12 protein-coding genes, 3 tRNA genes and 1 other RNA gene are annotated in these 20,837 nt (G+C 26.9%); 3 read left to right on the forward strand and 13 right to left on the reverse strand.

Features of this window, described 5'->3' with window-relative positions; genetic code table 11:
• Positions 1–6: 6 nt before the first annotated feature.
• On the forward strand, positions 7–711 hold the full coding sequence (gene clpP, locus BLBBOR_RS03015; RefSeq protein WP_045118264.1) for an ATP-dependent Clp endopeptidase proteolytic subunit ClpP: 705 nt from the start codon (positions 7–9) through the stop codon (positions 709–711).
• On the opposite strand, the gene BLBBOR_RS03020 is transcribed toward clpP, so the two are convergent.
• From BLBBOR_RS03020 to BLBBOR_RS03045, 6 genes are all read right to left on the reverse strand, one after another.
• A tRNA-Arg gene (locus tag BLBBOR_RS03020) sits at positions 709–782 on the reverse strand. The two genes, clpP and BLBBOR_RS03020, sit on opposite strands and share 3 nt — an antisense overlap.
• A 20-nt stretch (positions 783–802) precedes the next feature.
• A tRNA-Pro gene (locus BLBBOR_RS03025) sits at positions 803–877 on the reverse strand.
• A gap of 9 nt (positions 878–886) precedes the next feature.
• A tRNA-Ser gene (locus BLBBOR_RS03030) sits at positions 887–976 on the reverse strand.
• Between the two features lie 76 nt (positions 977–1,052).
• Entirely contained in the window at positions 1,053–3,062 is a 2,010-nt protein-coding gene (locus BLBBOR_RS03035; RefSeq protein WP_015370962.1) for an HD family phosphohydrolase, read from the reverse strand.
• 83 nt (positions 3,063–3,145) lie between these two features.
• The gene (locus BLBBOR_RS03040) at positions 3,146–3,703 is read right to left on the reverse strand and encodes an Lrp/AsnC family transcriptional regulator (RefSeq protein ID WP_015370963.1); all 558 of its coding nucleotides are present in this window, start codon (positions 3,701–3,703) and stop codon (positions 3,146–3,148) included.
• Positions 3,704–3,854: 151 nt separating this feature from the next.
• Positions 3,855–8,060 (reverse strand): translocation/assembly module TamB domain-containing protein, encoded by a 4,206-nt coding sequence (locus tag BLBBOR_RS03045; RefSeq protein WP_158320638.1) that lies wholly within the window; start codon positions 8,058–8,060, stop codon positions 3,855–3,857.
• 25 nt (positions 8,061–8,085) lie between these two features.
• On the opposite strand from BLBBOR_RS03045, the gene tsaD reads away from it, so the two are divergent.
• Entirely contained in the window at positions 8,086–9,114 is a 1,029-nt protein-coding gene (gene tsaD, locus BLBBOR_RS03050) for a tRNA (adenosine(37)-N6)-threonylcarbamoyltransferase complex transferase subunit TsaD (RefSeq protein ID WP_015370966.1), read from the forward strand.
• A gap of 6 nt (positions 9,115–9,120) precedes the next feature.
• On the opposite strand, the gene gcvP is transcribed toward tsaD, so the two are convergent.
• A complete protein-coding gene (gene gcvP / locus BLBBOR_RS03055) occupies positions 9,121–12,018 on the reverse strand; it encodes an aminomethyl-transferring glycine dehydrogenase (protein WP_015370967.1) in 2,898 nt (965 codons plus the stop codon).
• A gap of 67 nt (positions 12,019–12,085) precedes the next feature.
• Here gcvP and mdh point away from each other — a divergent pair, with 67 nt between their 5' ends.
• Positions 12,086–13,015 (forward strand): malate dehydrogenase, encoded by a 930-nt coding sequence (mdh, locus tag BLBBOR_RS03060; RefSeq protein ID WP_015370968.1) that lies wholly within the window; start codon positions 12,086–12,088, stop codon positions 13,013–13,015.
• A gap of 29 nt (positions 13,016–13,044) precedes the next feature.
• On the opposite strand, the gene lnt is transcribed toward mdh, so the two are convergent.
• The 6 genes from lnt to BLBBOR_RS03090 all read right to left on the reverse strand — a co-directional run bounded on the left by lnt (position 13,045) and on the right by BLBBOR_RS03090 (position 20,742).
• Entirely contained in the window at positions 13,045–14,730 is a 1,686-nt protein-coding gene (lnt, locus tag BLBBOR_RS03065; protein ID WP_015370969.1) for an apolipoprotein N-acyltransferase, read from the reverse strand.
• A gap of 35 nt (positions 14,731–14,765) precedes the next feature.
• Positions 14,766–15,158, reverse strand: a transfer-messenger RNA (tmRNA) gene (gene ssrA, locus BLBBOR_RS03240).
• Positions 15,159–15,221: 63 nt separating this feature from the next.
• Positions 15,222–16,460: a rod shape-determining protein RodA gene (gene rodA, locus BLBBOR_RS03070; RefSeq protein ID WP_045118265.1), complete on the reverse strand. Its 1,239-nt coding sequence runs from the start codon at positions 16,458–16,460 to the stop codon at positions 15,222–15,224.
• The gene (gene mrdA / locus BLBBOR_RS03075; protein WP_015370971.1) at positions 16,444–18,354 is read right to left on the reverse strand and encodes a penicillin-binding protein 2; all 1,911 of its coding nucleotides are present in this window, start codon (positions 18,352–18,354) and stop codon (positions 16,444–16,446) included. The genes rodA and mrdA overlap by 17 nt, the downstream gene beginning before the upstream one ends.
• 505 nt (positions 18,355–18,859) lie before the next feature.
• On the reverse strand, positions 18,860–19,687 hold the full coding sequence (gene mreC, locus BLBBOR_RS03085; RefSeq protein WP_015370973.1) for a rod shape-determining protein MreC: 828 nt from the start codon (positions 19,685–19,687) through the stop codon (positions 18,860–18,862).
• Positions 19,688–19,704: 17 nt separating this feature from the next.
• The gene (locus tag BLBBOR_RS03090) at positions 19,705–20,742 is read right to left on the reverse strand and encodes a rod shape-determining protein (protein WP_015370974.1); all 1,038 of its coding nucleotides are present in this window, start codon (positions 20,740–20,742) and stop codon (positions 19,705–19,707) included.
• Positions 20,743–20,837 lie beyond the last annotated feature (95 nt).

Genomic DNA, 20,837 nt, shown 5'->3' on the forward strand with positions numbered 1-20,837 from the left:
AAAGATATGGACTATCATAAAAAACATTCAGAAGAATTTAAGAAATACGCAATAAAACATCAAAGAATCAATAGTTTAACTATTGATCAATATATTAAATTGATGACTCCTTATATTGTTGAAGAACGTAAATTAAATGTAGCTCAAATGGATGTTTTTTCTCGTTTAATGATGGATCGTGTTATTTTCTTAGGAACTCCTATAGAAGATCAAGTAGCCAATATTGTACAAGCACAATTGTTGTTTTTGCAATCTGTAGATTCTTTGAAGGATATACAAATCTATATTAATTCTCCAGGAGGAGATGTCCATGCTGGATTGGGAATATATGATACAATGCAAATTGTTGAACCAGATGTAGCAACTATATGTACAGGAATGGCGGCTTCCATGGCCGCTGTTTTGCTTTGTGCTGGAGTAAAAAATAAAAGATCTGGATTAAAACATTCTAGAGTGATGATTCATCAGCCTATGGGTGGGACACATGGACAAGCTTCAGATATTGAAATTACAGTTCGTGAAATTTTAAAATTAAAAAGAGAACTTTATGAAATTATTGCCATTCATTCTGGATCACCTATAGAAAAAATAGAAAAAGATTCTGATAGAGATTACTGGATGACTTCTGAAGAGGCTAAAGAATACGGGATGATAGATGAAGTGTTAAAAGAAAAAGTATCTAAAAAAACATTTGAAGAACAGAAAAAGTGATCACGACAGGATTCGAACCTGCGACCGACTGCTTAGAAGGCAGTTGCTCTATCCATTTGAGCTACGTGATCTACAAAAAACAAACCATAAGTCGGGGTAGCAGGATTTGAACCTACGATCTCCTGGTCCCAAACCAGGCGCGATAACCAAACTACGCTATACCCCGTTTTTTTTGCGGAGAATGTGGGATTCGAACCCACGCAGTATTTTTTTATCATACCGACAGTTTAGCAAACTGTTCCGTTAACCACTCCGGCAACTCTCCAAGAAATCTTTCTACAAATCTAAAATAGATCCATTTAATAAACAAATCTATCCAGATAGATTTATTGATTATTTAGTTAGGTAGGATATTCTATTCTAGTATGATAAATATTTATCAATTTCTTTTTAAGAACTTGTTTTATTTTTTCTATTTCTTTCAAAGTTATGTCTGCATTAGAAAATTGATTTTCTTTTTTCTGTTTATTAATAATATTTTCTACTAAATTTTCTAGATCTTTTCTAGATGGATTTTTTATGCTTTTAGAGGCCGCTTCTATAGAATCACATATCATCAAAATAGCTGTTTCTTTAGAAAATGGTTTAGGTCCAGAATATTGAAATTGTTTTTCATCTACCATCATATTTGGACATTTTTCTTTTTGCTTTTCATAAAAATAATGAATAATACTATTTCCGTGATGTGTGCGTATAAAATCCGTAATGGTATCAGGTAAATGATATTTTTTTGCTAATTCTATTCCAATTGTAACATGTTCCAAAATAATTTTTGCGCTTTCTTTTGGACTTAGTTTTTCATGAGGATTTAGTAGGAGGTTATGTTGATTTTCTGTAAAAAAAATAGAATTTTTTATTTTTCCTATATCATGATAAATGGCTCCTATTCTTGTTAATAAAGAATTAGCTCCAATAGAAACAGCGGCTTCTTCTGCTATATTCGCTACTGTTAAAACATGTTGAAGAGTTCCTGGAGCTTTTTGAGAAAGCAATCTTAAAATAGGGGTATTAGTATCGGAAAGTTCTAATAAGGAAATATCTGAAGTCAGATTGAATAATTTTTCGAAAAGAAATATCAAGGGATGAACAAATAAAGTCAACACCCCACTAAAAAAAAATAAGGAAAAAGGATACAAGGAAATACTTTCTAAAGATCCTTTCCGTATCAAAGTTAAAGAACAAAAAGTGATCATATAAGTAATAGTTATTTTTCCTACCGCAATAAATAGGTTAGCCATTTTATAAATATTTTTTTTTGTTAACAGGACTAAAAAGCCTGTAATAACTTGAAGAAAGATAAATTCGAAACTATTTGGCGTAATTAAGGATAATAGTAAAATTGTTGTCAAATGGATAATAAGACTCAAGTTTAGATTAAAAAAGGCACGAATGCTTATGGGAAGAATGCAAAAAGGAATTAGATATAATATTTTAGAATGATATTTTAAGGTTATAATTGTTATTGACGATATTAATAATATATTAATTATCAAAAAATTTATTTTTCTGTTATTTTGAAATATTTTATTTTGAAAATAAAAAAGATATAAAAGCAGTATCGAAAATATTGTACTGATTATTAAAAAATATCCTAAAATTAAACCATAGTCCTTTTTTTTATTCCATACTTTAGTCTCATATTCCTTTCTAAACAAGGATAAAATTTGAAACTTTTCTCCATCGATGACCTCATTTTTTCTAATAATTTTTTCTCCTTTGGCAATAGTTCGTTTTATTCTAATAATGGATTTAATTTTTTCATGAAAAACCTTTTCCGTATAGTCTTTTTTATAAGAAAGATTTGTAACTATCATTTTTTTTAATGTTCTTTTTAAACGATAGTTATTTTTTATTTTCTTGTCAAGAAGATTATTTACTTTTTGAGAAGTGTAAATATTATTAGACGATACGGGAATCCCATATTTGTTTTTTTTGTAAAAAATAAAAAGATTATTCTTAGGAAAAAGTTTAGAATCTAAATATCCATATCGGTATACGGTCTTTATAATCTCACGAGATTTTTTATATAAGAATTTATTTTTTCTTATGAAGTAAATTTTCTTTAATTTTTTTTTATTGTTTCTAATTACATGTTGTTTTTCATCAAAATAATGATTTTTATTTTCTTCTAATTTCTTTATTTCCAAAGAAATATCTCGTGTATTTTTTGGAACGATAAAATGAAATGGAGAAAATAAGTCTTCGTGATTCCAAATTTCCCCTTTAGAAAATTCAGATTTAAAAATCTCTTTTTTTGGAAAAAAAAATGTTAATGATAAGATTGCAATAAGAGTAAAAAAAATCTTATCTGCGATATTTTTATGTGTATAAAATCTTAAGAATTTAGCCATTTCCTTTTTTTGGAAGGATGAAAAAATATCATAATAATACTAAAACATGACAAAGAAAGTTTTCTATATTTTCAAATTAATTATTAATTGGATTTTATGTCTCTAATCGTATAATTACGATTATGTTTTTTTTTCTTATAAGAGGGTTTTTGTCTTTGTAAGATGTTAGAAAGTAATCTATTTTCATCATTAATGCTTTCTTCTAAACAAATAGTAGATTCTGTTCTAAGTACTCCTTTTATTTCTCCAATTTTAGAAATAACATCTCTAGCATCTGAAGGATCCCTAGCTATAATTCTACAAAAAAGATTATATTTACCGGAAGTAATATATAATTGTACAATATTAGGAATTTTTTTTAGTTCTTCTTTGACTAATTTTGATTCGCGAGAATCTGATAAGATTCCCACAAAAGCAATTAGATGAAACCCTAATGATTCATAGCCTATTATCAAAGTGCTTCCTTTTATGATTCCAGCTTCTTCCAATTTTTTAACTCTTACATGAACAGTTCCAACGGATAAGGGTTTAATTTCTTCGCTTATTTGTTTACTGATTTCAGTATACGGGGTTCTAGCATTTATATTCAGTTTTCTGACAATGGTATTGTCTATTTCATCTGTATTATATCTTAGAATCATTGTTATATATTTTTTCTTTTTGGATAAAGGTATTAAAAATACCAAGATACAAAACTTTCTTTTTAAGATGTATTTCCTTCTTTTTCAAGATATTTTTTTATTCTTTTTATAGAAAAATTTTCCTATCTATAAAATATTCCTCTGATAATTTTCAATAAATCTTCCGAAGAGATGGTATAAATAATTCCGCTTCCATAAATTTGAGAAATAGAACTTTTTTGGAAAGAAGAAAGTTTTCTGGACGAGAGAAAAGAATAAGTTTTAAATTTCTATTTTTAGTACGGTGGATATCTAAATCCAATTGAATATCTCCTATACCTAGGTAACTTATTTTTTCTTGTTTCATTTTTTTTAAAATAAAACCTAAATTACTTTTTATAAAAAAACGATCATTAATTTCATAATATATTGAAGAAAGGAAACTATTAGATCTATTTTTCTTATCCTTGAAAAATTCGAAATTAATGTTGAATGATTGATTAATTTCTGATAAAATGTTTCCTAACTGTTTTAAAATTATATTGTAAGCATAGGAATGCAAAAAGTCTTTTTTTATAGAATTATTTAAAAAAAATCTTCCTATGGTTAAAATAGATAAAAATTGAATAGTTTTTTCTTCATTAGAATTTAATTTATTTGATAATTTTTTTCTGATTTCTTCATGGATTTTCGGAAAAATAATATCCAGACTTATATTAGGCTTCTGCATTTTTCCATGAAAATTCATTCTTAATTCTGTCAATATTAGATTTTCATAGTTCGGATAATAATTGGATAAGTCCATATATTCTATTATGTTAGATACATATTTAGTATAATAGGCTATTAAATTAATATTAGAATAACTAAAATTATTAGTCCAAGTAATTAAACCTCCTGGCTTTATTCTAAATCTTTTTCCAATTTCATAATTGGAATTTTTTCTTGATTTGAAAAATGATAGAGTCCATCCGTAACGAAATATTTTCCACTTATTTGGACTTCTTTTTTGGTTTTTTTCTAAAAGAAGAAAACCCTTTCCTCTTAATTCCAGAAAATTTTCTAAATTATCGTCTAATAATATGGATACTTTTGTTTTTTCATCTATATCTGTTTTTATGTTTAAAGATAGGGAGGCCTCTTTATTTTCAATTCTTTTTATTTCCTTATTTGTATGAATATTAGGATCCATCAATTCAACAAAATCTTTTTTTTGATCTTTGGAAGATCCATTTGGATTAATATATAAATGAGAAGAACTTAAAATATTTCCTTTTTCCATGCAAATGTTTACATCATCATTTTTTTTTATTATTTGAATTTTTCCTTTAGAAAAAATCTTTCCAAAAAAAGATGTATGGGGTTTTTTCTTTGTATTTAAAACAAGTAATTTTTGGGTATCTATAGATAAATATCCATTCCATTTCAAAAAATTTTTATGTAAAAAAATTCCATTTATGCATCCTTTTGTATTGTATTTTACGTCTCTAAAAGAAAATGTGTTTAAAATGCAGGATTTATAAAAAAGATTTATATAAGCTGGACTGATCATTTCATAATCTGTGTTTATAGAATTTATTTTTATTCCAAATTTTTTAAGTTCTAATTTTCCAAAATAATGCGGATCATCTAATTTTCCAAAAATTTGTATTTTTCCTGAAATAAAACCTCTAGCTTCACTATCCATTTCTTTCCAGAAAAAAGGGAAATCACTTATGTTGAAATTTTTAATACTTACGTTCCAATTGAGTTTATATTTTTTTTGTAATTCGTTATTAATATTTCCAGATAATGAAAAAATTTCAGAAGAGTCTTTATTCTTCAATATCCCATGAATTTCAGAATTATTTTTAGAACGAATATAAAAATTTCCAATAACCTTTTTTTCAATTGAAATATTTTTAATATTGATATTTATATTATTGGGTTCAATTTTGTTTAGGCGCACTTTAAAAACAAAAATGCCATTTGCACAACCATTTACCATTAAGTATTTTTTTGGAAGTATTTTTTTTAATTGAATATTTTTCAATAATATTTGAAATTTAATATCATTTATTTTATGAAAATAAGATTTTATGATAATTTTTTCATTATCATTATCTGATGAAAATATCATATTATCAATGATATATTTTTTATTTTCTAAGTCTATTTTTATTTTCCCTATATTCCTATTCATTTGATTGATCATAAACCATTCATATCCATTGATATTCAATTTCGAAGGAAGTATAAAAAAAATCAAAGAATTCCTATTAGAATTAATTTTTTTAAAAAGAAAATTTAGTGTTTGTTTTTGAAATTCTTTTTTTTTGAATTTGAAAAAAAAATTTAAATTGATTATTAAAAAGTTTTTTTTATCAAAAATGGAAAGATCTATTTTTTTAGATAAAAAATTATTAAAGGATATTTTGTTTATATATAATTGGATTTTATTCTTTATAAAGGAATTTATTTTAAGATGAAAACGATCAATTAATATTTCCCTGAATTGGATTTTTTTTGTGAAAAAACTCATTTTTACTACATCATTTTTGTATAGTCCTGATAATTGAATGTCTGATAATATTTTTATTTTTTTTTGAAAATTCATCAATTTCCAAAAGCCTTTTTTAATTGTAAAATGAAAAAAAGCATATTGTTCTTTTATTATAGGATTATTTTTTAAATGAAGATTCTTTCTTAAAGAAGAAATCTCCTTTTTTATAGATTTCAAGAAATCTTTCCATATAAAATTTCCATGAATATAACCGGTAATTATATCGGATATATCTATGAAAAAACTTTTTTTGAATTTATTTTTAATGAATAGGATTTTCATTTTTTTTAGAAATTGATTTTCATTTTTTGTATTAATACTTAGAAAGAATTTTTGAAAATTATTGTGTATTTTTCCATGACAATTTATTTCTATTCCTGAATAAGGAAAAGAAAGGGTAATAAAAAAGTGATTCAAACTATTTTGAATATTTTTTTTCAAAGAAGAATTCTTATAGATTCCTTTGAAATTGAAAATCCATAAACCTGATGGAAGACTAATCAAGGGGATTCTTAATGGGATTAAAGAATCAATACTTTCTTTTCTTGTTGTTGAAATTCTTCCTAGATATTGAATATCTAGATTATTAGTACGACTAATACAAGCATAGATGTGAGTTTTAAAAGTTTTGTAATGGATGTTCCCATTTATTTTCATCCATTTTTTTTTGAAAATTAAATCTCCTCTGTAGGAGAGAATATGGTGAAAAGAATTCAAAAGATTTAATTTAGAATGATAAGAAGATGGAAATATTTTTTTTATTTCATGAACTGAAGTTTGAAAAACAGTTTTTAAAAATTGAATCTCTCTCCATTCTTTTTTTAGATTATAAAAAATATTAATCTCTTCTGCAAATATTTTATTAAAAGGAATGTTTTTTATACAAATTTTTGAAAAAGAAATTTTTTCATTCAATTTTCCATTTATAAATCCTTGAACGGAAAACATGAGTGGAAAACTTTTTTTCTTAGAAAAGTTTGAAAAAAATATACTGATTAAATCAGAACCTAATTTGGATCCTTCAAAGATTTCTCCTTTTATGCTCATATTCTTTTTATCCACATTTTTAGTATCGTCATAAAAAAATATTACTTTTCCTTTCAAATGGCTATTAGATGTTTTTAGAAAAAGATTGTGGATTTTTAACTTCGAAGGAAAATAAGTAAAATGACAAAAAAAATTTTCTATGCGATAATTTTTTCTTTTTATATATCCATTTAATTTTAGAGAAAAAATAGTTGCTTTTATTTTTTTTTCTCCATCTATTTTTATGTTTTTTATGAAAGTAGAAAAATTATTTTTGTAACTTTCTTTAGAGTTTAAATCCTCATATACTAAATGAGCATTTTTTATTTTAAAATTAGAACAACTAATAGTTTGGATAGAGTTTTTTTTATTTAGGATAAATTCTTTGAAAAGAGTAAAGAAACTGTTTTCTTTTTCATTTAAATACTTTTTGACAAAAATTTTAGGATTTTCAAGTATTAAATTTCCTATATTTAGACATTTAGAACTTATAAAAAAATATTGAAAGAAATTTTTTACAGAGATTTTACATTTTGATAAATGAATCAAATAAAAGTTATGATGATCCATGATGCTAACATCGTAAAGATGAAATTCTTTTTTAAAAAGATTCATAGCCACATTTTTCACACGAATTCTTTGACAAAGATTGGTATTCATTTTTTTCACAAAAAATGCCGTTATTTTTTCTTGTATCTCTTTTCGATAATGAAAAGTCGTGCTAATTACTCCTAATAAGAAAATAGCTAGACAAAGGATATAAATATTTTTTTTTCTAAAAAAGAATTTTCTTAAAAATCCATGATTCATTTCTAAAGATATTGTTATTTTTTTTATGAAAAAAAAACTTATTGTCATTGGAATAGAGTCCTCGTGTGATGATACGGCCGTCTCTCTTATAAAGAATAGATGTGTATTATCCAATGTTATAATTCGTCAAAAAATTCATAAACAATATGGAGGAGTAGTCCCAGAAATAGCTGCAAGATTGCATGAGAGATCTCTCATTATAGCTGTAAATAAAGCTATCTCCTATGCAAGGATAAATAAAAATCAAATTGATGCTGTATCTTTTACGCTAGGTCCAGGACTAATAGGTCCTTTATTAGTAGGTGCTTCTTTTGCAAAATCTCTATCAATGGGGTTGAAAATTCCTTTATTAACTGTAAATCACGTACAAGCACATATACTTTCGCATTTTATAAAAAAAGCTAATATGAATAATACTTACCCGGAATTCCCTTTTTTATGTTTGATGATCAGCGGAGGACACACTTTAATAGTAAGAGTTAATGATTTTTTTCAAATGGAAATATTAGGATCTACCTTAGATGATTCCGTAGGAGATGCTTTTGATAAAATAGCTAGAATTTTAGGACTTTCTTATCCTGGAGGTCCTTTATTAGATCATTTTTCTATAAATGGATCTTCTAAAAAATTTAGGTTTTCTAAACCATCAGTAAAAGGATTAAATTTTAGTTTTAGTGGTTTGAAAAGCCAGGTATTACAGTTTATAAACAAAAAATTACAAAAAGATTCCTTTTTTGTAAAAAAAAATTTGTCCGATTTATGTGCTTCCGCACAGAATATTATAGCAGAAATCCTTTTGGAAAAAGTGTTAAAAGCAACCTTAAAAACAGGAATTTTTAGAGTAGCTTTAGCAGGAGGAGTTTCTGCTAATAATGAAATTAGACGACATTTTATTCTTTTTGCAAAAAAGACAAAAACGGGAAATTTTCTTCCAAAAAAGGAATATGCTACAGATAATGGAGCTATGATAGCCATTACTGGACTACTTAAATACGAAAAAAACATATTCGATTCCATGAATGTCACTCCATATTCTAAATTAAAAACATTCTAGACTAAACTAAGTACATGTACAAATTAGATTTCTATCTCCGTATCCATCATCGATTCTACTAATAGAGGGCCAAAATTTTCTTTCCTTTACCCAATTCAATGGATAAGCGGCTTTTTCTCTAGAATAAGGATAAATCCATTTGTTGTCTGTTAATAAATCTAAACTATGTGGAGCATTTTTTAAGACATTTTCTTTTTCAGAAAATTTACCTCCTTCAATTTCCTTAATTTCTTTACGTATGTTTATAAGTGTTTCAATAAAACGATCTAATTCTTCTTTAGATTCACTTTCCGTAGGTTCTATCATCATACATCCTTCTACAGGAAAAGATATAGTAGGAGCATGAAACCCATAATCCATCATTCTTTTGGCTATATCTATAACTTCTATCCCAATTGATTTGAAAATTCTACAATCTATAATCAGTTCGTGTGCTACTGTATCATTTTTTCCAACGTATAATATTTTATAATCATTTTTTAATTTTTCTTTTATGTAATTAGCATTCAATATAGATATTTCCGTGCATTTTCTAAGTCCATCTGGACCTAAAAGACGAATATAAGCATAAGAAATTGTTAAAATTAGAGGAGATCCATATGGAGAAGAAGAAACGGTCAATGTTTTTTTATTTTTTTCATTTTTAAGAAAGGGATGATCCGGAAGAAAAGGTTGCAAATGTGAAGCGACACAAATAGGTCCCATTCCTGGACCGCCTCCCCCATGAGGAATGGAAAAAGTTTTATGCAGATTTAGATGACATACATCTACACCTATTTTTTCTGGTTTCATTAATCCTATTTGTGCATTCATATTGGCTCCATCCATATAAACTTGTCCTCCATTCTCGTGAATTATTTCTATAATTTCCTTAACATGAGATTCGTAAACTCCATGAGTTGATGGATATGTAATCATTAATGTGGATAAAAAATCTTTGTTTTCTTTTACTTTCTTTAACAAATCCTTTTTATCGATGGATCCATCTTTTTTAGTAGAAATTAAGATAACTTTCATTCCAGCCATCATCGCGGATGCAGGATTGGTTCCATGTGATGAAGAAGGAATTAGGGCTACATTTCTTTTATATTCTTGTAAAGAGTGGTGATAAGCTTTGATAACCATCAGTCCAGCATATTCTCCTTGAGCCCCTGAATTAGGTTGTAAAGATATTCCAGAAAATCCAGTTATTTCTTTTAGGTATTTTTCTAAATTTTTTAGAATAAACTGGTATCCTTTTGTTTGATCCTTAGGAACAAAAGGATGAATATTTCTCCACTCGTACTGGCTAAGAGAAAATAATTCTGCAGATGCATTTAATTTCATGGTACATGATCCTAGTGGAATCATAGAATGAGTCAAAGAAAGGTCTTTTCTTTCTAGTCTTTTTATATAACGCATAAGTTCATTTTCTGAATAAAACTTATGAAAAATTGAATGGGTTAAAAAATTAGATCTTCTTCTTAAAGAATTAGGAATTTTATATTTTTCTTCTTGATTTTTTTTGAAAAATAATTTATAGGTATTTCTTTCCATTTTGTGATTATTAACTTCATGAAATATAGAAAGAATATGATGGATATCCTCTTCACAGGATGTTTCGTCTAAAGTGATTGTCATATGATTAAAATCTACATATCGGAAATTAGTTCTTCTGCGTTCAGCTACTTTTTTTAGTTTTTCTAAAGAAAAAATTTCTGGTTTTTTTATTTTTATTCTGAGAGTGTCAAAATAAAAGGAGTTAATTTGCTCTATTCCATTAACCGAGTGGATCAATCCATTTTCTAACTTTTTTGTCCATTTATGAATATTTTCTGCTATTATTTTTAACCCTTTTGGACCATGATATAAAGCATACATAGAAGCCATGATAGCAGGCAATACTTGTGATGTACAAATATTGGAAGTGGCTCTTTCTCTTTTTATATGTTGTTCTCTTGTTTGCAAAGCCATACGAAATGCTTTTTTATTTTTTCTATCCAAAGATTCTCCAATAATTCTTCCTGGAAGAAAACGTTTGTACTTTTCACGAGTTGAAAAAAAGACTGCATGAGGTCCTCCATATCCCATAGGAATACCAAAAGATTGAGTTGATCCTACTACTACATCCGCATTCCATTCTCCAGGAGGTGTTAATAAGGTTAGAGATAAAAGATCTGCAGAGACTATCACAGAGATATCTTTTTCCTTTGCATATTTTACTGTTTCAGTATAGTCATAAATTTCTCCTAAAGAGGAAGGATATGGAAGGAGCAATCCGAATATATCTTTTTTTTGATATTTTTTTAATTTTCCATGAGAATCTTGAATCAATTTGATTCCTAAACCAAAACATCTAGTCTTTAGGATGGAGAATGTTTGTGGGAAAATTTGATCTGAAACGAAAAAATAAGGATCATTTTTTATCCGTTTTCTTCTTAGGCTTTCTTTATAAATCATAAACATCGCATCAGCTGTTGCTGTTCCTTCATCTAACATAGAAGCGTTACTAATTTTCATGGAAGTAAGATCTGAAATCATAGTTTGAAAATTGATTAAGGCTTCTAAACGCCCTTGAGATATTTCCGATTGATAGGGAGTATAAGGAGTATACCAATTTGGATTTTCTAAAATATTTCTTTGAATGACGGCTGGCGTAATAGTATTTTTATATCCCAATCCTATATAAGAACGAAAAACTTTATTTCTTTTGCTAATTCTAAAAATATGATTCAAATATTTATATTCCGAAATAGAATTCGGAAGAATTAAATTTTTTTTTAAACGTATTTCTTTTGGAATTGTTTTATTGATTAACTCTTTGATTGAGCTACATTTTAATATTTTCAACATTTTGTGAATTTCTTCCAAAGACGGACCTATATGTCTAAAATAGAATTTTCTCCTAATGAAATCCTCATTCATAAAAAATAGAAATTGTGTTTATATTTATAGCATTACAAAGTTAGATAAATATTTAATCGTTTAAAAAATGAAAGTTACTATTATTGGAGCGGGAAATGTTGGAGCTTCATGTGCTAGTCTTTTAGCTGAAAAAGATATCGTGAATGAAATCGTTTTATTAGATATAAGAGATAAATTTGCCGAAGGAAAGAGTTTAGATATATCTCAAATGTTTCCTATTATTGGTTCAAACACTCATATCATTGGATTTACCAAAGATTATTCAAAGTCTAAAAATTCTGAAGTAATTATTATTACTTGTGGAATCCCTAGAAAACCTGGAATGAGTCGTGATGATTTAGTAAATACCAATGCAAAAATTATTCATTCTGTAACTAAAGAATCTATTCATTTCTCTCCGAAAGCAAAATTTATCATTGTTTCTAATCCATTGGATGTCATGTCTTATGTAACCTATCTTACAGCTAAAGTGGATTCTTCTCGTGTGATTGGAATGGCTGGAATCTTAGATTCAGCTAGATATCGCTATTTTTTGTCTGAAGAATTAAATTGTTCTCCTCATGATATACAAACTTTATTATTAGGTGGACATGGAGATACGATGGTTCCTTTATACAGATATACATCTATATCAGGAATTCCTATTATAGAGTTTATATCAAAAGAAAAAAATCAAGCAATTATTGAAAAAACTAAAAAAGGTGGAGAACAAATTGTAAATCTGTTGGGAACTTCAGCATGGATGGCACCTAGCGCTTCCGTAGTACAAATGGTAGAGGCTATCATAAAGGATTCTAAACGAATTTTATCATGTTCTGTTTTTTTAAAAGGAGAGTATGATTTGAAAGATGTTTATTTAGGAGTTCCAGTTATGTTGGGGAAATCAGGAATAGAAAAAATTATAGAATTAAAACTGAACCAACAAGAAAAAAATCTTTTAAAAAAATCCGCTAATCATGTAAAAAATATGATAAAAAAATTGGAAAATTTTCATTAGAATATTCTGATAAGAAGTCTATGCAGTTTTTATCCAGATTTCAAAATCAATTTTCTTATATACATACGATATATTATTGTATATATAAAAATTATTATAGAAGTTATAATACTAATTTTAGCAAAATAATCTCCATATTTTATATAAAAAGTTTTTTTTCTATTCAGACGAATTTTTGAGGATAAAACCCCATCCCTTCCATAAGGAATGGAAGAAAGGATTTGTCCTTTTTCATCAATAATACAAGATACTCCTGTATTGGCAGACCGAGCAATATATTTTCTATTTTCAATGGCTCTAAGACGTGCATAATACAGGTGTTGCTTATGACCTTGTGAAAAACCCCACCAACCATCATTAGTAATGATGATCATAAATTCTGCATTTTTTTTGAAAAATTCAGAAACATATTCTCCAAATATAGATTCATAGCAAATAATAGGAGCTACCTTGATTCCTAAATCAGGATGTATAAACACAATAGGCTCCTTCTGTTTTCCATGTTCCATGACCGCCCCTCCAAAATTAAGCAAGATATTTCCTAATATGGGAAAAAGAATTCTTTTGTAAGGAAAAGTTTCTACAGCCGGAACCAATTTAGATTTGTGATGAATCTCAATATTGTCATCAGATGTTCCTATTTGTATTACAGAATTGAAGATATCCAACCATTGGATCTTTTTTTCCTTTTCCATAAAGATTGGAGTGGATGTTTTGCTACTATTTTCATAGTATAAAGCATATAATTCTATACCTGTAATAAATACAGTTTTTTGATATTTTTTTTTTAGATGATTTCTAAATATAGAAATTAAGCTATCTTTAGCTAGATGATCCATAGAAATTTTACGACCATATCCAGGCAATACCGTTTCAGGGGCTATAATAAAATTTTTATTCCCAGAAAGAATTTTTTTATCTATCAATTTTTTCAATTTTCTGATCAATTTTTTCGTTGAAATTTTATATTTTTGGTGATATGGATCAATATTTGGTTGTAAAATAAAAACATCTGCAGTCTGATCTTTCCCCTTCCATTCCTCACATTTAAAATATAAATAATTTGAAATAAAAATAAGGAAAAATATTTTTCCTACATTAATAAAAATATTTTTATATAAAGTGAGTTTATTATCATCTTTTTGATATTCAGTAATCGATTTAATGAGTCCTATATTGACACTCCATATCCATAGAGTTCCTCCTAAAATTCCAGTATATTCATACCATTGAATCCATTCTGGATAATTAGAAAAACCATTTCCTAGATTCAACCAAGGCCAAGAAAACTCCCATTCTAAGTGCATTTTTTCAAAAGATATCCATATGCAAACTAAGAAGAGATATCCTATATTTTGATCTTCAACATTTTTTTTTACATACGAATAAATTGCAAATACAATAGACATAAAAAAAGCATTAAGCATAACAGGAATCAAATAGGCCTCTATTATAGCAAAATCTCCATTAGGTTTTTTTGCATAAGATAACCACCATGTAGAAAGAGCGTTCCATGTAAAAAAAGTAAGAAAGGACCATAAAAAAATTTTTTTGAAAGAATAATGACTAAAGGATTCTTCTATATATAATAGAGGAACAAAAGCGATGAATAAACACAAAGGATTCCCATATGTAGGCCATCCTAATCCTAATAAAAATCCTGAAAGAATACTACAGAAAAAAAATTGTATTTTTTGTTGTTTGTGAAAAAACAGAACTCACAATACAATTCAAAAATTGATCAGATGAAAAGTGGAGCTGACGGGATTCGAACCCGCGTCCAAACAAGTACGAAAAAGGGGTTCTACATATTTATCCAAAGTCTATTTTTTTTAGATTAGAATCGTTCTTTGGATTCCTCATCTAATCCTAGATTCAAAATTTAATTGGAAAACTTAAGAATCATCCGCTTTCTTATCCTTATATTTTGAGTATCTCTATATCAGAAACTATAAGGAGGATTTCTGAGAGATATTTTGCTTCTGTTTCTTACAGATTAAGCTCTAATGATTTCATTAAGCAGCAAAAGCGTATTGTTTTTCGCCATTTATATTTGTAACGCGGTATTTACGTGTAACGCCTTACGTAACACGATATGCATTCCTTTATCAGTAATCTTGCTGTCTATTCCAAAATCAGCCCCTAATAATTAATGCTACTAAGATAAACAAATTTTATTAAAAATTATTTCATGATTAAATGCTATTTATAATAAACTCGTTTGATTTGAAACGTCTAATCGAATAAAAATAAATAATAAAACGGTGAAAGACCAAAGAGAAGATCCACCGTAACTGAAAAAAGGTAAAACAATCCCTATTGTTGGAAATAACCCCATGACCATCCCTAAATTGATAAGGATGTGTATGAAAAGAATATTTCCTACTGAATATCCAAAAATTCTTCCAAAAGGATCTTTTTGTCTTTCAGATAAAAAGTATATACGACTAATAAATAATAAATAAACTATAATTAAGGTTACACTTCCTATAAACCCCCATTCTTCTCCTACCGTGCAAAAAATATAATCTGTATGTTGTTCAGGCAAAAATTTTCCTTTTGTAATGGTTCCTTTTTGATATCCTTTTCCAAAAAATTTTCCAGAACCAATTGCTGTTTTGGAATAAAGTAGATTATATCCTACGTTTTCTCTGTATTTTCTATCAAATTCATTTTGAAATAGGATATTAATTCTATCCTTGTGATGTTTTTTTAAAAATTTTTGATAAAAAAGTGGAGAAATAAAAACAAAAATAGAAAAACTGATAATAAACAAAAGGTAAAAAAATAAATCATTTATGGATCTTTTTTTTTTATTAAGAAGAACTGATAATAAAATTAAAAATAATAAAGAGGTTAGAATCCAAGGTGATATTTTTAGTGAAAGAATGAACAAAAAAATTAAAATCAATGCATAAAGTATGAAAAAAATAGACAATCCCTCTCTATACAAAGTAAGAATAAAAGAGGAAAAAACTATAGATGAACCTGGGTCTGGTTGAAGAAGAATTAAAACAGCAGGTAATATTATTATAAATATATATAATAATATTTTTTTATTTTTTTGAAAATTTTCTTGACTCATAAGATGAGCTATCATCAAAGATGTCGATATCTTGGATAATTCAGAAGGTTGAAAACTAATGGAGCCAAAAACATACCATGATTTTGATCCATTCACATTTTTTCCTAAAAAGAAGACTCCAATTAAAAGAATTAACGTAAATAAGAAAAAATAAGGAGAAAAATATTTATAATGTATAGGTTTAAATAAAAAAACTACAAATATGAAAATAAGACTTAATAGAATCCATATTAACTGTTTTTCTGCTTTTTCAGAAGAAACAGAATAAAGGTTCATACATCCAAAAAATGTCATGAAAACATAAAGAATAACGATATACCAGTCTATATTTCTTAGTAATGTTTTATTTCTTTTTATCAATATAATTTTTTGCATTATTAGTAGTGGAATAGATCCCTTTCATTTTTGCTATAGAATCGTATACCTTTTGTAGTCCTGAAGTCATTATTCTTTTCTCAAGACTTTTCCTTTGTACTTTATTTCTAATATATTTCTCTGCAAGAAGACTAGCTATAGGTCCTGCCCAACGAGATCCAAATCCTCCATTTTCTATAATCACTGAAATAGCTATTTTAGGGTCTTCTACAGGAGCAAATAAAATGAAAATAGAATGATCAGGTAGAGGTACCCTCCTTTGATTAACTTTAAGAAAATTTTGTGAAGTTCCAGTTTTTCCAGCCATTCTAATATCCGAAGATCTAAAACTTTTTCCGGTTCCAATTATAAAAACTTTTTCCATTCCACTAATAATTAAATTGAAATACTTACTTTTTACTTTAGTATGTTTGGCTATAGTATAATTAGGATTGGAAATAGGTTGATGATTAATAGACTTTACAATATGTGGAGTATAAAAAAAACCTTTGTTTGCTATAGCACAAACCATATTAGCTAATTGAATAGGAGTAACATTTATTTCTCCTTGTCCAATACTATTTGAAATAATTGTAAGAGCATTCCATTTGGTATATCCATATTTTTTATTGTAATAATCGCCAGATGGAATCACTCCTTTTTCTCCCGTAGCTAAATCATTATATAAATAATTTCCAAATCCAAAACTTTTAATAATCTCATTCCATTCATTTACCCCTTTTGTTAAATTTTTTGGATATTTTTCAATTAGACGTTTATAAACTTGTGCGAAATAATTATTACAAGATACAGCTACAGCCGTTTCTACTCCTATAGGTAATCCATGAATTCCAGAATGACAATGAATTCTTTTTTTCCCGTATCTAAATCCATTATAGCATACAAAAGTAGTGTTTTTATCTACTACTCCCATTTGAAGACCAGCTAATTCCGTCAATAATTTAAACGGAGAAGCTGGAGGATAACGAGCTTGTGTCGGTCTATCTAATAATGGAAAATCTATTGTATTTTTAATTAATTTTATAAATTCTTCAGAACGATGAATTCCTACAAACAAATTAGGATTATTAATAGGACTAGAAACTAAGGATAAAATTTCTCCATTTTTAGGATTAATAGCGACTATTCCTCCTTTTTTTTGATACATAAGTTTTTCTGCATAATCTTGCAATTTCCAATCAATCGTTAAATAAATATCATTTCCACTAATGGCTTTTACATTATTTTTTTTGTTGTTATAACTCCCTATAATGCATCCATTCCTATCTCTAATCCAATATTTAACTCCTTTTTTTCCTCTTAAAATCTTTTCATAAGATTTTTCTACTCCAGCCCAACCTATAAAATCTCCCATTTGATAATAATTGGATTCCTTCTTGATATCTTTTTGGGTCACTTCTCCTATATATCCTAAAATATTTGCGGAGCTTTCTACTTTGTAATCTCTAAGAGAACGTTTTGTCCAATCAAACCCCTTATACTTGTAAAGTTTTTCTTGTATAGTAGCAAATTTCTCTTTTGAAATAAAAGGAAGAAAAACAGATGGTAAATACTTTGAATAAGCTTTTGCTTTTTCTAAATTTTTGTAAAAAGTATCTTTTTCTATTCCTAGAAGATTACAAAATTCTATGATATTAAAATGTTCATCTATAAGCATAGGAATCACTATCAATTCATAAATAGACTTATTGAACACTAATAAATTGTTATTTCTATCAAAAATGGATCCTCTTTCAGGAATAATAATTTCTTGTTTTATAGAAGTATTAAATGCATTTAAAATATACTTTTCAGTATATATCTGTATATAAAATAACCTGATTATAAAAATTAAACCTATAGAACTTAGGAGAATATAAAATATGTATAATTTTTTCAATGTTTAATCTTTCTAAAGAAAAAATATATAATACATAAAATAGTTGTAAAAATGCTGCTAAATATAGTTCTCCATAAGATAATTTTATTAAAATGAACAAATTTAAATATTTCTAATATAAACAAAGAAAAATGATGCATTAGAACTAATGAGAATATGTAAAGAATTTTTCTAATAAATGGCAATTCATAAATAGAAAAATCACTTTTATTAATATAATTTTTTCCGTCAAAAAATTGTAAAAATCTTAATCTAAAAAAAGCAGAAAGAGTCGTAGAAAAAGCATGATTTCCTCCTGTATTCATACAATGATCTATAATCCATCCTATTATAAAAGATAAAAATAAAAATAGAAATCTATTTCCATGATAGGAATAAATAAATATAAAAAGTATATATATATAAGTGGACCATCCAAAAAATATAGGATTTAATATAGATATTTGAATTAAGCAAAGAATAAAAATGTAAAAAACGTGTACAAGGAAACTTTTGATAGAATTCATTATTTATGTTCAACTTTATAAAGTTGAATATTATTCCATTCTTTCTTAAATAAATTTTTTACCACATAAGCATTTTCTATGGTTGAAAAATTGGAAAAAAGTTTAACTTTTATAACATAATTGGCATGTTCTTCATCAAATCTATAAGAATAAACTTTTCCTATAGGGATTCCCTCAGGAAAAGTAGCTGATTTTCCATCTGTTTCCACAATATCTCCCTTAGAAAAAATGGAATGTCTAGGAATATCATATAAAACAACATGTTCATGGTCCAATCCATCCCAACTAACAGTTCCAAAATATTTGTTTTTTCTTAACCTGGCATTTACTTTAATTTTTGGATTTAAAAGAGAAATAGCAATACTAAAATGTGGAGAAGTTTTTATAATAATTCCTGCAATTCCATCAGATAAAATTATTCCCATATCTATTTTTATTCCATCTAAACTTCCTTTATTAATAGTTATATAATTTTCCTGTTCATGAATACTATTATTGATAATTTTTACAGGAGTATAAATATACTGTTGTAAATATTCTACATTTTCTTCTTTAAAATCTTTAGTTATTTTTTTTATTTTTGAAGAAATAGATGCATGATGCAATTTTATATTTTCTTTTATAAGTTTTTGATTCTCAATTTCTAATAAAAAATAACCACGTAATCGATAAATAGTTTCATAAATTTTTCCAAGAAGAAAGCTAGAAGATTCTGTGTAGATTGGAAAATTATTTTTTGAAAAAGAAAGAAAAAGAGCTGAGGATTCTAAAAAAATGAAAAAAATAAAAAAACGCCATTTTAAAAAAAAATTCAAAAGTTCACGCATAATATAACCCCCCTATTCTATTTCATTAAAAATGTAAATTTATCAATATTTTTTAAAGCAACGCCTGTCCCTTTCACTACAGCTCTCAAGGGATCCTCTACTAAAGAAACAGAAAGACCCGTTTTTTTAGAAATTCTTTTATCTAAACCTCTTAAAAGAGAACCGCCACCTGCCATATATATACCTGTTTTGTAAATATCTGCAGCAAGTTCTGGAGGGGTTCTAGAAAGTGTTTCCATAACTGCATCTTCAATGCGTAAAATAGATTTATCCAATGCAGGAATAGTTTCTTTATAAGAAATATTCATTTCTTTAGGTTTTCCTGTAGGAAGATCTCTTCCTTGTATATGAATATCTTCCGGAGGGTTTTCAATAGCTTCTAGAGCTGAACCTATATCTATTTTTATTTTTTCTGCAGTTCTTTCTCCTATGTATAAATTATATTTAGTACGAAGAAAATAAGCTATATCATTAGTAAAAACATCTCCAGCTATTTTAATAGATTTTTGACAAACAATTCCACCTAAAGCTATCACTCCACATTCTGTAGTTCCTCCACCAATATCAATAATCATATTTCCTTCAGCTTTAGTTACCGAAATTCCAGAACCAATAGCTGCTGCCATAGGTTCTTCAATTAAATATACTTCTTTTGCATTAAGATGTTGTGCTGAATCTTTTACGGCTCTTTTTTCTACTTCCGTAATTCCGGATGGAATGCAAATAACCATAGTTAGGGATGGGGTAAACAATTTTTTATTTATACCTGGAACTTTTTGGATGAACTCTCTTATCATTAACTCTGCAACTTGGTAATCTGCAATAACCCCATCTTTTAATGGCTTATAAATCTTAATATTATCATGCGTTTTTCCTTGCATTTGTTTGGCTTCTTCTCCGACGGCTAACACTTTTTTAGTTCTTACATCTATGGCAATTATAGAAGGTAAATCTACAATCACCTTATTGTTATGCATGATAAGAGTATTCGCAGTACCTAAATCTATGGCTATTTCTTGAGTAAATAGATTCTTCATAAAGTCAACTAAACCCATTGATATTTTTTTATGAAAATATTCGCTTAATTTAAATAAAAAAATAACTTCATTAAAAATGCAGTTTTTCAGTATATTACTAAAAAAAATTTTCT

Origin of the sequence: Blattabacterium sp. (Blatta orientalis) str. Tarazona, assembly GCF_000334405.1 — a bacterium.
Classification (GTDB): Bacteria; Bacteroidota; Bacteroidia; order Flavobacteriales; family Blattabacteriaceae; genus Blattabacterium.

Bases quoted from the DNA above. Each gene is read 5' to 3' on its own strand.
- mreC (WP_015370973.1), bottom strand. From the start codon at position 19,687: ATGCGTGAACTTTTGAATTTTTTTTTAAAATGGCGTTTTTTTATTTTT.
- BLBBOR_RS03045 (WP_158320638.1), bottom strand. From the start codon at position 8,060: ATGAATCATGGATTTTTAAGAAAATTCTTTTTTAGAAAAAAAAATATT.
- clpP (WP_045118264.1), top strand. From the start codon at position 7: ATGGACTATCATAAAAAACATTCAGAAGAATTTAAGAAATACGCAATA.
- BLBBOR_RS03090 (WP_015370974.1), bottom strand. From the start codon at position 20,742: ATGGGTTTAGTTGACTTTATGAAGAATCTATTTACTCAAGAAATAGCC.
- tsaD (WP_015370966.1), top strand. From the start codon at position 8,086: ATGAAAAAAAAACTTATTGTCATTGGAATAGAGTCCTCGTGTGATGAT.
- BLBBOR_RS03040 (WP_015370963.1), bottom strand. From the start codon at position 3,703: ATGATTCTAAGATATAATACAGATGAAATAGACAATACCATTGTCAGA.
- gcvP (WP_015370967.1), bottom strand. From the start codon at position 12,018: ATGAATGAGGATTTCATTAGGAGAAAATTCTATTTTAGACATATAGGT.
- BLBBOR_RS03035 (WP_015370962.1), bottom strand. From the start codon at position 3,062: ATGGCTAAATTCTTAAGATTTTATACACATAAAAATATCGCAGATAAG.
- mdh (WP_015370968.1), top strand. From the start codon at position 12,086: ATGAAAGTTACTATTATTGGAGCGGGAAATGTTGGAGCTTCATGTGCT.